The following is an 11862-nucleotide window of genomic DNA, read 5'->3' as shown; positions in this document are numbered from 1 at the left end:
GTCAGCCCTCCAGTTTTTGCGCGGTTTTCGCCAGGCGTGCGCCGAGTGCGCGACACAGCGCCATCTCGTGCGGATCCAGACCTTTTTTGCCATCGGCCCCGGCGTGATGACTGGCGCCATACGGCGTACCGCCGCCTTGGGTTTCCAGCAACGCCGACTCGCTGTACGGCAGGCCGGTGATCAGCATGCCGTGATGAAGCAGCGGCAGCATCATCGACAACAAGGTGGTTTCCTGGCCGCCGTGCAGGCTGGCGGTGGAGGTGAACACGCCAGCCGGTTTGCCGACCAGTGCGCCGGTCAGCCACAGGTTGCTGGTGCCATCGAGGAAGTACTTCAGCGGTGCGGCCATGTTGCCGAAACGTGTCGGGCTGCCGAGGGCCAGACCCGCGCAATTCTTCAGGTCATCGAGCGTGGCGTACAACGCGCCTTCATCCGGGATGTCCGGCGACACGGCTTCGCACTCGGTGGAAATGGCGGGCACCGTACGCAAGCGCGCTTCGAGACCCGCCTGTTCGACACCGCGCGCAATCTGCCGCGCCATCTCATTGGTCGCGCCGTTGCGGCTGTAATACAGCACCAGAATATAGGGCGCGCTCACGGCAACAGCTCCAGCACATTTTCCGGCGGACGACCGATCACGGCTTTGTTGCCGACTTCAAGAATTGGCCGTTCCATCAGTTTTGGGTGCTGGACGATGGCGTCGATCAATTGCGCTTCGCTGAGGCTTTCGTCAGCCAGCTGAAGCATTTTGTATTCATCTTCTCCGGTGCGCAGCAACTGACGCGCGCTGATTCCCAGCTTGCCGAGCAGTGCCTTGATTTGTACCGCATTCAGTGGGGTTTCGAGGTAACGCACCACGTTCGGGGTCAGGCCGCGGGCCTCAAGAAGTTCCAGCGCGCCGCGGGATTTCGAGCAGCGCGGATTGTGATAAAGCGTCAGATCGGTCATGGCAGGTCGCTTCTGGCGTAAAGTGGCGGCTATTCTAACTGTGCAGCGCGCAATCCAGAACCTTCAGAGGCGATGGGTCGCAGGCGCCTTCAATTTTTGACCAGGGAACATGACATGACACGGCGATTGGCAGCGGCATTGACGATAATCGGGGCGTTGATGCTGGGGGGCTGCGGCAACGACTACGGCATTGACCAGAATGGTCAGAAAGTGGCGTCCGAGCGCCTGGACAAACAATGGGTAGTGCTCAACTACTGGGCCGAATGGTGTGGCCCGTGCCGCACTGAAATCCCGGAACTCAACCATTTGGCGGACGAACTCAAGAGCAAGAATGTCGGTGTGTTCGGGGTCAACTTCGACAACGTCCAGGGTGAAGACCTGAAGAGCGCCAGCGAGAAACTCGGCATCAAATTCACCGTGCTGGCGCAGGATCCGGCCGACCTGTTCGACCTGCCGCGCAGTGAGGCCTTGCCGGTGACCTACATCATCGACAACAAGGGCAAGGTGCGTGAGCAGTTGATGGGTGAGCAGACGGCGGCGGGGGTGATGGCGAAGCTGGAGGCGTTGCAGGCGACGAAGTGAGCTGAATCGGCTTTTGTGGCGAGGGAGCTTGCTCCCGCTGGGCCGCGAAGCGGCCCCAAACCCTGCTGACTCGTGTCTCCGGCAACGCGCGGTTAACGGTTTTGCGACTGCTACGCAGCCGAGCGGGAGCAAGCTCCCTCGCCACAGTAACTTCAGTGTGCGTCGAAGGGGGTTAACCCTCTTCCAGCCACCAACGCAACGGCTTGCCTTCGGCCGGCCAGAAGCGCATCTGCTCGATCGGCGAGATGTCCCAGCGCTCAACGCCTTGCAGCGCCTGCAGGAAGCGTTGTTCCTGCTCCATCAGCGCCGGGGAGCAGAGTTTGCGGGTCTTGCCGATCGGGCCGAAGCTCAGCTTGTCGCCGTCGAGGGTGTACGGCGCGAACCAGTGGTTGCAGCCGCCATTGCCGTAAGCACGACCATCGTCGCCGAGGGTCACGGTCAGGTGGCTGTAATCCATTAAGGGCCGCTCGCCGATCCATTCCAGAATGTAGCTGCGGTTCTGTTGCAACTGCACTGGCTCTGCGGCGCAGCCCACCAGACCGGCACCGACCAGCAGCGGCAGGGCAAGGCGTTTCATCACGCAGGCTCCTGGCATTTCGGGCACAAGTGCTTGTCGCCAACGGCTTTCCAGCCCAGCTCGGCGATGCGCGCGGTGGCGGCCGGCTTCTCGGCGCTCTTGCCCAACTTGGCGTCCACGGCAAACTCGAAGTTCAGCTCTTTGGCGCAGCTGTCGCAGTTGACCTGCCAGGTGTGGATCGCCAGTTCGCCGAATACCGGGCCGGTGGTCATCGCGGTCCATTGGCCCGGCGGATTGATCAGGTGGCGCACGGTGTCGACGGTCAGGCGCATGGACAAGTCCTTGCTGCCTTTGAGCGTGACCAACAGGACGTCACCGTTGCGAATCGAGCCACCATTGCCGGTGACCTGATAGCGGCCCGGTACAAGGGCGCGGCATTCGGTGAGGGTGTGTTGCGGGTTCATCAGGGTGTAGCGGAAATCGTGTTCGACCATGGGTCCTCCAAATCTGCGCGACATGCTAGCACGGGCTGGATTGCAGGATGGCGTACGTGTGCGACCTTCGATCCGGTTCAAATCGGCTGGCGCTCATGGCAAACTGCCGCCCTTCAATCTGAGGGAACGGAACATGGCGTTGATCGAATGTTATGAATGCAAGCGCAGCATCAGCTCGGAAGCAAAGGCGTGCATTCATTGTGGTGCTCCGATGGCGCAGCAGCACGAGCACACACCGGCGCAAGCCGCCGCGACGATTTCATTCGGCAGCCTGCCGCGCAACAAATCCGTGCCCGAAGCCTTTGTTCCGCCACCAGCTCCGGAGCCGACGCCGAAAGTGACACCGGCCGCTGTCGGCCGGCGCCGTCGGCAGCCCGAGCCCGCGCCGCAGCCTCAGGCCAACGCCGATGGTTCGCGTCCGGTGGAAGGCTGGTTGAAGATCATGGTGTTTCTGTTGCCGATGGTCTTTGTCTGGTTCCTGCTGCGCAACGGCCACTCGATGAAACAGCGCTTTTTCGGGTTTGGCTGGCTGGCGCTGCTGATTCTGGCCTCGTCGCTGTCGCCCAAATAAGCCGCCAATCCTCAGCCTTCGACCTGGTTCTGCGGCGTGCCTGCGGCCCAGGTCGCGATGTTGTGCAGGGTGGTCGCGGCAATCGCACCCAAGGCTTCATGGGTCAGGAACGCCTGATGCGCGGTGATGATCACGTTCGGAAACGTCAGTAACCGCGCCAGCACGTCGTCCTGCAACGGCAGGTCGCTGCGGTCCTCGAAAAACAGCTGCGCTTCTTCCTCATACACATCCAGTCCCAGATAGCCCAATTGGCCGTCCTTCAGTGCATCGATCAACGCCGGTGTGTCCACCAGGCCGCCGCGCCCCGTGTTGATCAGCATTGCCCCCGGTTGCAGATGGGCCAGTGACTCCCGGTTGATCAAGTGTTTGCTTTGCGCATTGAGCGGGCAATGCAGGCTGATGATCCGCGACTGCGCGAGCAGCTCCGGCAGGCTCAGATACCGCGCGCCCAAAGCCACAACATCCGGATTTGGATACGGATCGTAGGCCAGCAACTGACAACCGAAACCGTGCATGATTTTCGCGAACGTCGCGCCGATCTGCCCGGTGCCAACGATGCCGACCGTTTTGCCCACCAGATCGAAACCGGTCAGGCCGTGCAGGGTGAAATCGCCTTCGCGGGTGCGGTTGTAGGCGCGGTGCAGGCGCCGGTTGAGCGCCAGAATCAGCGCCACCGCATGTTCGGCCACCGCATGTGGCGAATAGGCCGGCACCCGCACCACGGCCAACCCGAGGCGTTTAGCCGCGAGCAGATCGACATGGTTGTAGCCCGCCGAACGCAGGGCGATCAGGCGCGTGCCCCCGGCCGCCAGACGCTCCAGCACTGGCGCGCTGAGATCGTCATTGATGAAGGCGCAGACCACCTCGTGGTGCTCGGCCAGGGCGGCGGTGTCGAGACTGAGCCGGGCCTGCTGAAAGTGCAGTTCTATCCCGCCCGGGCAATCGACGGCGAGGAAACTGTCGCGGTCGTAGGTCTGGCTGCTGAAAACGAGCGTGCGCATGTATTCCTCCTGGAACGGGGTGGCGAGTCAATATTGACCACCACCACTTTATCGGCGGTTGCCAACACCGGTATTGCCATGGGTCAGGCGCTGATTCTGGCCTGGGTCGCGAGGCGATTGATCGCCCGCTCCAATTCCTCCAACGCCGCCGGTGCTTTCGGGTCGCCCTGTTTGAGCAGGGTTTCACTGCGCTGACAGGCCGCGCGCAATTGCGGCACGCCGCAATACCGAGTCGCGCCGTGCAGGCGATGCACGCGCTCGATCAGTGCATTCTGATCGCGGGCTTCACTGGCGGCGCGAATCGCTTCGCGGTCGGCTTCCAGCGAGGCAAGCAGCATCGCCAGCATGTCCGCCGCCAGATCGGCCTTGCCGGCGGCCAGGCGCAAGCCTTCTTCGTGGTCAATCACGGGCAGTTCGTTGCTGCCCGTCGCACTCTCGCTGGCGCGCTCCGCGCCTTGATTGCGCAAGGCCAGCCCCGTCCATTTCAGCACCACTTGCGCCAGTTGCCGCTCGCTGATCGGTTTGGTCAGGTAGTCGTCCATGCCGCTTTGCAGCAAGGCGCGTTTTTCGTTGGCCATGGCGTGGGCGGTCAGGGCGACGATCGGCAGCGGTGTGCTATGCCGTTCGCTTTCCCACTGACGGATGGTTTCGGTGGTCTGGCGTCCGTCCATGCCCGGCATCTGTACGTCCATCAGCACCAGATCGAAGGATTCGCTCTGCACCGCTTTGACTGCTGCGTAGCCGCTTTCCACGGCCAGCACCTTGGCGCCCATGTCTTCGAGCAGGGTCTGCACCAGCAACAGGTTGGCTGGGTTGTCGTCGACGCACAGGACTTTCGGAGCACGGCTCGACAGCGGTTCGCCTGGTTCATTGCGCGGCTGGCGCGGGTTGGCCAGATCCGCCAGCGCCCGACGCAATTTGCGCGTGCAGGCCGGTTTGGCTTGCAGCTGACTGTGCGGGTTGGGCACCGAGAGATGGAACAACGTCTGTTCGGTGGTCGGGCACAACACCAGCACTTTGCAACCGAGGTGTTCCAGATCCCAGATGTGCTGGTTCAGGCGCTCCGGGAGCATGTCGTTGCTGGTGATGCCGAGCACCGCAAGGTCGATGGCCTGATCGGTCTGGTGCGCGCCGGTGACGCCGTTGGTCAGGCTCTCCAGGGTATTGAATGGCGTGACATCGAGGCCACAGTCTTCCAGTTGATGCTGCAAGGCCTGGCGCGCCAGTTCGTGATTTTCCAGCACCGCCACGCGGCGTCCGAGTAGCGGTGGGGCCGGCAAATCTTCGGTGTCGTCGCGGGTTTTCGGCAGGCTCAGGCTGATCCAGAACTCCGAGCCTTCGCCCGGGGTGCTGTCGACGCCGATTTCGCCGCCCATCTGTTCGATCAGGCGCTTGGAAATCACCAGACCCAGACCGGTGCCGCCGGGCTGGCGCGACAGCGAGTTGTCGGCCTGACTGAACGCCTGGAACAACGCGCGCACATCCTGACTCGACAGGCCGATGCCGGTGTCCTGAATGCTGATGCGCAGTTGCACGCTGTCTTCATGTTCTTCTTCAAGCATGGCGCGCGCGACGATGGTGCCTTCGCGGGTGAACTTGATCGCGTTGCTGACCAGGTTGGTGAGGATCTGTTTCAGGCGCAGCGGGTCACCGACCAGCGACAGCGGCGTGTCGCGATAGACCAGGCTCACCAGCTCCAACTGCTTGGCGTGCGCCGCCGGCGCCAGAATCGTCAGGGTGTCCTGCAACAGGTCGCGCAGGTTGAACGGGATATGGTCGAGCACCAGCTTGCCGGCCTCGATCTTCGAGAAGTCGAGGATCTCGTTGATGATCCCGAGCAAGCTGTCGGCGGACTTTTCAATGGTGCCCAGATAGTCGAGCTGGCGCGGGGTCAGCTCGCTTTTCTGCAACAGATGCGTGAAGCCGAGAATGCCGTTGAGCGGCGTACGGATTTCGTGGCTCATGTTGGCGAGGAACTCGGATTTGATCCGGCTCGCCTCCAGCGCTTCTTTGCGCGCCAGGTCCAGTTCGATGTTCTGGATCTCGATGGTTTCCAGGTTCTGCCGCACGTCTTCGGTGGCCTGATCGACGCTGTGCTGCAATTCTTCGCGCGCGTTCTGCAGGGTCCCGGCCATGCGGTTGATGCCCGAGGCCAACTCGTCCAGCTCCTGGCTGCCGAGCGGTGGCAGACGGGTTTCCAGATGACCGTCCTTGAGTTGCGCGACGGCGTGTTTGATCTGGCTCAATGGGCGGTTGATGGTGCGGCCCATGCGCAAGGCGAGCAGGGCCGCGCCGGCGAGGCCCGCGGCGATCAGCAGCAGGCTGGCAAACAGACTGCGATAACCGCGCAGCAGCATGCCGTTGTGCGACAGCTCCAGTTCGACCCAGCCGAGCAGGCGCTCGGATTCTTGCGGGATCACGTCGCCGGCGAGGTTGCGATGCTTGCCGAACACCGGCATCAGATAACGGGTGGCGTCATTGCCGCTGCGCCGTTGCAGTTGTGCACTGTCGCCACTGGGGGCTTGATTGAGCATGGTCGGACCGGCGTGCGCCAGCGGGGTGCGGTCGGGGGCGAGGAAGGTGACGGCGCGCACGTCAGGCTGTTCCAGCGATTGGGTGGCGATGCGTTCGAGCAAATCGGTGTTGCCGTGGCCCATGGCGGGCGCTACCAGTGGCGCCAGTTGCTCGGCGATCATTTCACCGCGCTGCATCAGTTGGGTCTGCAAATCGGACTGTTGCATCCAGGTGAAATAGCCACCGAGCACCAACGCCATCAGGCTGGTGGGCAACAGGGTCAGCAACAATACGCGACCTTTGATTCCCAGTTTCTTGAGCACACCCATCTCCTGCATCCCGCTGAACTGTTGACTCGCACGTGCGTCCGGCACGCGACATTGGCGCAGTGTAGCGATTTGCAGGCAGGCAATCTTCGGAAAAATCATCTCGCCCTCGGCCGTCAGGGCGAGGCGCGTTTGTCCGGCCGGTCAAGCTTGGGTTGCCCGATGGCGGACAATCTTGAATAATCGGCCAACTGAGAATTATTTGCAGATACTCATGACTCCTGTTTCCACCGACCTGCCACGCATTCTTGCCATCGAGGACGACCCGGTGCTCGGTGCCTATGTTCACGAACACCTGGGCCGGAGTGGATTTGCGGTGACCTGGTGCCAGAACGGGCAGGAAGGTCTGAACATCGCTCGCCATCAGCCGTTCGACGTGGTGCTGATGGACATTCTGTTGCCCGGGCTCGATGGCCTGAAGGTGCTGACGCAATTGCGCCAGAGCCATTCGACGCCAGTGCTGCTGATGTCGGCGCTGGGCGCCGAGGCCGATCGCATCAGCGGCTTTCGTCTGGGCGCCGATGATTACCTGCCCAAGCCGTTCAGCATGGCCGAGCTGCATGTGCGGATCGAGGCGATCCTGCGCCGGGTGGCGCTGGATCGGCGTCCGGCAGCGATTGCACCGGCGGCGATTCATGGCGCGCTGCGCTTCGACGAAGAACAGTGCGAGGTCTTCTATAACGCGCAAGCTGCCGGTTTGACCCGCAGCGAATACCGCTTGCTGGAAACCCTCAATCGCAACGATGAAGAAGTCCTGAGCAAGGCCTTCCTGTATCAGCACGTGCTGCAACGCGGCTATGCGGCCCACGACCGCAGCCTCGACATGCACATCAGCCAGATCCGCCGCAAACTCAAGGCCATCGGTTACACCGAACGAGAAGTGCGCACGGTATGGGGCAAGGGTTATGTGCTGAGTGCGCCCGATGAAAGTCTCTGACTTGCCGGGGCGGCATTCGCTGTTCTGGAAACTGGCGTGTCTGCTGGTGGCGTTCTGTCTGCTGATGATCTGGTTAAGCTGGTCGTGGGGGCGTTACATGGAAGAGCGCAATCAGTTCCTTTCCGACGAGGCGCGCGGCACCCTCAGCCGTTATGCCGGCGAGGCCGAGCGGGCGTGGCAGCGCGGTGAGCGCGACGGTGTCGATAACTGGTTGCAGAGTATGGAGTTGCGTGAGGCGGCCTGGGTCGGGGTGATCGACCGCAATCTGCAATCGTTGAGCAGCGAGCCGCTGAATGAACAGGAAATCCAGCACCTGACCTTTTTGCGCGGCCTCGACTGGCCGATCCACAAAAAGGGCCGGCCGTGGCTGCGTGTGCCGTTTCCGAAGGACCCGTCCGCCGGCAGTCTGGTGATCGAGTTGCCCGAGCGTTTCCTGCCGGGGAAATACCGGGTGTTCTGGCGGGTGATCACCAACGGCGTGATTCCGGGGCTGTTCACCTTATTGCTGTGCATTGGCCTGTATCGCTTGCTGGTAGTGCCGTTGAATAACTTGCGTGAGCAGGCCAACGCCTGGCGTGCCGACCAATTGCATGTGCGTCTGTCGAGCGGTATCACCCAGCGCCCGGACGAACTCGGCGAGCTGGCGCGGGCCTTCGATTCAATGTCCGAACGCCTGCAATCCACCGTCGCCCTGCAACAGCAGCTGCTGCGCGACCTGTCCCATGAACTGCGTACGCCGCTGAGTCGTCTGCGGGTGGCCAGTGAAAGCGAGCAGGATCTACGGCAACTGCGCGAGCGCATCGGCCGTGAAGTCGACGGCATGCAACGGCTGGTCGAAGACACCTTGCAACTGGCCTGGCTCGACACCGAGCGTGCGCCGCTGCCTGACGAAGCGATCCAGATCCAGGCGCTGTGGGAAATGCTCACCGACAACGCCTGTTACGAAAGCGGCTGGCCGAGCCTGCAATTGCAGTGCGCGGTGCCGGCGTCGTGCTGGGTGCGCGGCAACCTCAATACTTTGGCGCAGGCGCTGGAAAATATTCTGCGCAATGCCATCCGTCATTCGCCCGAGGGTGGCATCGTGCGCCTCGATGGACGGCGTGACGGCGATTACTGGCATTTGTGGCTGGAGGATCAGGGCGGCGGGGTGGCCGAGGGCGATCTGCAACGGATCTTCTCACCCTTCACCCGCCTCGACGGCTCGCGCCCGGGGGACGGCGGGTTTGGGTTGGGGTTGAGCATTGCGAGGAATGCGGTGCAGCGCCAGGGTGGGATGGTGTGGGCGGAGAATGCCGGGGCGGGGTTGCGGCTGAATTTGCGCCTGGTGGCGGATGACGCTGCACTCAGATCCGATGCCATCGCTGGCAAGCCAGCTCCCACCGTGAACTTCTGTCAGACAAATACCGTGTGAACACCTGAAACCCTGTGGGAGCTGGCTTGCCAGCGATGAGGCCATCAGCATCGCTCTGGAAACTTCAGAACGGCCAGTCTTTTGTCTCACCGCTGATGAGAATTTTACTGCTTATTCCCATAAACCATAAGCTCCGCACTTTGCGTGATATGGCCTGCGAACGTTTGCCGGTATGATAGGCGCCCCCGCACGTCTGGATTGCGAATACGCCATGACCCTGCAGTACCCAACCATCGCCGATTGCGTCGGCAACACGCCGCTGGTGCGTTTGCAGCGCCTGCCCGGTGCTACCAGCAACACCCTTTTGCTCAAGCTTGAAGGGAATAACCCGGCGGGTTCGGTCAAGGACCGTCCGGCGTTGTCGATGATCACTCGCGCCGAGTTGCGCGGGCAGATTCACGCTGGCGATACATTGATCGAAGCGACCTCGGGCAACACCGGCATCGCTCTGGCCATGGCTGCCGCGATCAAGGGTTACAAGATGATCCTGATCATGCCGGACAACTCCAGCGCCGAGCGTAAAGCGGCGATGACCGCTTACGGTGCCGAGCTGATTCTGGTCAGCCAGGAAGAGGGCATGGAAGGCGCGCGCGATCTCGCCCAGCGGATGGAAGCCGAGGGCCGTGGCAAGGTGCTCGATCAGTTCGCCAACGGCGACAACCCTGAGGCGCACTACACCACCACCGGCCCGGAAATCTGGCGTCAGACCCAGGGCACCATCACCCATTTCGTCAGCTCGATGGGCACCACCGGGACCATCATGGGCGTGTCACGCTACTTGAAAGAGCAGAGCGACAGCGTACAGATCATCGGGCTGCAGCCGATGGAAGGCTCGGCCATTCCCGGCATCCGTCGCTGGCCGCAGGAATACCTGCCGAAGATCTATCAGGCCGACCGTGTCGACCGCATTGTCGACATGGCGCAAAGCGAAGCCGAGGACGTCACCCGGCGTCTGGCCCGCGAAGAAGGCATCTTCTGTGGTGTGTCCTCGGGCGGTGCGGTGGCAGCCATGCTGCGCCTGTCCAAAGAAGTTGAAAACGCGGTGATCGTCGCGATCATCTGCGACCGTGGCGACCGTTATCTGTCGACCGGCATTTTCGACGCGGCCAATTGATGGCCAAGCACGAGAGAGGCCTGCGCTTCCAGCCCACCGGCGGCAGCAAGGCCGCGCAAATCCCGACCGGCAAAAAGCAGCGCTTGAACATCGAGCGCCTGGCCAATGACGGTCGCGGCATCGCGTTTTTCGAAGGCAAAACCTGGTTCGTCCTCGGCGCCCTCGCCGGTGAAGAGATCGAGGCGCGGGTGCTTGGCGCCCGCGGCAAAGTGGTTGAAGCGCGCACCGAGCGCGTGTTCAAGGCCAGTGAACTGCGTCGCCCGGCTGCCTGTCAGCACGCCGGCCGTTGCGGTGGCTGCAGCGTGCAACACTTGCCCCATGCCGAACAGCTTGCCCTGAAACAGCGCATGCTCGCCGAGCAGTTGTCGAAGGTTGCAGGCGTTGCGCCTGAAGAATGGGCTGCGCCGTTGACCGGCCCCGAGTTCGGCTACCGCCGCCGCGCGCGGATTGCCGTGCGTTGGGACATGAAGGCGAAAAAACTCGAAGTCGGTTTTCGCGCCGCCGGCAGTCAGGACATCGTCGGTATCAACGAATGCCCGGTGCTGGTACAGCCCTTGCAACCGATCATGACCCGTTTGCCGGAGATGCTCCGTCGTTTGAGCAAACCGCAAGCGCTGGGGCACGTCGAGTTGTTCAGTGGTTCTTCGCTGGCGGTGTTGTTGCGCCACATGGCGCCGTTGTCTGAAGCCGACCTGACGATCCTCAAGGAATTCTGCCAGTTCCATGACGCGCAACTGTGGCTGCATGGCGACGGCGAGCCGCAACCGGTGGATGCCACGCAGTCTCTGGGTTATCGCCTGGAACAGTGGGATCTGGATCTGGCCTGGCGGCCGGGGGATTTCATCCAGGTCAACGCCGGGGTCAACGAGGCGATGGTGGCGCAGGCACTGGACTGGCTGAAGCCGACCGGTGACGAGCGCGTGCTCGACCTGTTCTGCGGTCTGGGCAACTTCGCCTTGCCGCTGGCCAAAAGCGTGCGTGAAGTGGTGGCGGTGGAGGGCGTGCAGACCATGGTCGACCGTGCCGCTGCGAACGCTGCTAGCAACAATTTGCATAACACAAAGTTTTTTCAAGCCGATTTATCCCAGCCTTTGACCGATGTCGAATGGATCGGAAACGGCTTTTCTGCGGTACTCTTGGACCCACCGCGTGACGGTGCTTTCGAGGTGGTGCGCAAGCTCGCGACCCTGGGTGCCGAGCGGTTGGTTTATGTGTCGTGCAACCCTGCAACTCTGGCGCGCGATACGGTCGAATTGATCAAGCAGGGCTACCGGTTAAAACGTGCCGGGATTCTCGATATGTTTCCTCAGACGGCGCATGTCGAGGCCATGGCGTTATTTGAAGCGAGCCAGGATGGCTCGTCTGAATCCGTCTGATCTGTCCGCGCAGCGCTCGCTTCAGCCCCGCGAGCGCAAACGGGCATTAGGGATCAGCGATTTGACGCATT

At 62.2% G+C, this 11862-nt stretch carries 12 protein-coding genes; 6 read left to right on the top strand and 6 right to left on the bottom strand.

What is annotated here, in order from left to right:
* Window position 1: 1 nt before the first annotated feature.
* Both wrbA and arsC read right to left on the bottom strand, forming a co-directional pair.
* Window positions 2–598: an NAD(P)H:quinone oxidoreductase gene (gene wrbA, locus OC71_RS09210; protein ID WP_041067542.1), complete on the bottom strand. Its 597-nt coding sequence runs from the start codon at window positions 596–598 to the stop codon at window positions 2–4.
* Window positions 595–948: an arsenate reductase (glutaredoxin) gene (gene arsC / locus OC71_RS09205; protein WP_041067539.1), complete on the bottom strand. Its 354-nt coding sequence runs from the start codon at window positions 946–948 to the stop codon at window positions 595–597. The genes wrbA and arsC overlap by 4 nt, the downstream gene beginning before the upstream one ends.
* A 114-nt stretch (window positions 949–1062) precedes the next feature.
* Between arsC and OC71_RS09200 the strand changes: the two genes are divergently transcribed.
* On the top strand, window positions 1063–1530 hold the full coding sequence (locus tag OC71_RS09200; RefSeq protein WP_041067536.1) for a TlpA disulfide reductase family protein: 468 nt from the start codon (window positions 1063–1065) through the stop codon (window positions 1528–1530).
* A 172-nt stretch (window positions 1531–1702) separates the two neighbouring features.
* Here OC71_RS09200 and OC71_RS09195 read toward each other — a convergent pair whose 3' ends face one another.
* Window positions 1703–2107: an META domain-containing protein gene (locus OC71_RS09195; RefSeq protein WP_041067533.1), complete on the bottom strand. Its 405-nt coding sequence runs from the start codon at window positions 2105–2107 to the stop codon at window positions 1703–1705.
* A complete protein-coding gene (locus OC71_RS09190; protein WP_041067531.1) occupies window positions 2107–2541 on the bottom strand; it encodes a hypothetical protein in 435 nt (144 codons plus the stop codon). The genes OC71_RS09195 and OC71_RS09190 overlap by 1 nt, the downstream gene beginning before the upstream one ends.
* Window positions 2542–2674: 133 nt before the next feature.
* Here OC71_RS09190 and OC71_RS09185 point away from each other — a divergent pair, with 133 nt between their 5' ends.
* Window positions 2675–3112: a hypothetical protein gene (locus OC71_RS09185; protein WP_041067528.1), complete on the top strand. Its 438-nt coding sequence runs from the start codon at window positions 2675–2677 to the stop codon at window positions 3110–3112.
* Between the two features lie 11 nt (window positions 3113–3123).
* On the opposite strand, the gene OC71_RS09180 is transcribed toward OC71_RS09185, so the two are convergent.
* The gene (locus OC71_RS09180) at window positions 3124–4113 is read right to left on the bottom strand and encodes a 2-hydroxyacid dehydrogenase (RefSeq protein ID WP_041067525.1); all 990 of its coding nucleotides are present in this window, start codon (window positions 4111–4113) and stop codon (window positions 3124–3126) included.
* A gap of 83 nt (window positions 4114–4196) precedes the next feature.
* Window positions 4197–6950 carry a response regulator gene (locus OC71_RS09175; protein WP_041067576.1) on the bottom strand — a complete coding sequence of 918 codons (2754 nt, stop codon included), beginning with the start codon at window positions 6948–6950 and terminating at the stop codon, window positions 4197–4199.
* Window positions 6951–7167: 217 nt separating this feature from the next.
* Here OC71_RS09175 and OC71_RS09170 point away from each other — a divergent pair, with 217 nt between their 5' ends.
* From OC71_RS09170 to rlmD, 4 genes are all read left to right on the top strand, one after another.
* On the top strand, window positions 7168–7890 hold the full coding sequence (locus tag OC71_RS09170) for a response regulator transcription factor (RefSeq protein ID WP_041067521.1): 723 nt from the start codon (window positions 7168–7170) through the stop codon (window positions 7888–7890).
* Window positions 7877–9301 carry a sensor histidine kinase gene (locus OC71_RS09165; RefSeq protein ID WP_041067518.1) on the top strand — a complete coding sequence of 475 codons (1425 nt, stop codon included), beginning with the start codon at window positions 7877–7879 and terminating at the stop codon, window positions 9299–9301. The genes OC71_RS09170 and OC71_RS09165 overlap by 14 nt, the downstream gene beginning before the upstream one ends.
* Window positions 9302–9512: 211 nt before the next feature.
* Window positions 9513–10415 carry a cysteine synthase CysM gene (gene cysM, locus OC71_RS09160; protein ID WP_041067515.1) on the top strand — a complete coding sequence of 301 codons (903 nt, stop codon included), beginning with the start codon at window positions 9513–9515 and terminating at the stop codon, window positions 10413–10415.
* Complete coding sequence (gene rlmD / locus OC71_RS09155) at window positions 10415–11791, top strand: 23S rRNA (uracil(1939)-C(5))-methyltransferase RlmD (RefSeq protein WP_041067512.1); 1377 nt, start codon at window positions 10415–10417, stop codon at window positions 11789–11791. Before cysM ends, rlmD begins: the two co-directional genes overlap by 1 nt.
* Window positions 11792–11862 lie beyond the last annotated feature (71 nt).

It is taken from the genome of Pseudomonas sp. W15Feb9B (assembly GCF_000828175.1).
Classification (GTDB): domain Bacteria; phylum Pseudomonadota; class Gammaproteobacteria; order Pseudomonadales; family Pseudomonadaceae; genus Aquipseudomonas; species Aquipseudomonas parakoreensis.
This window is presented reverse-complemented; position numbering and strand designations above follow the sequence as displayed.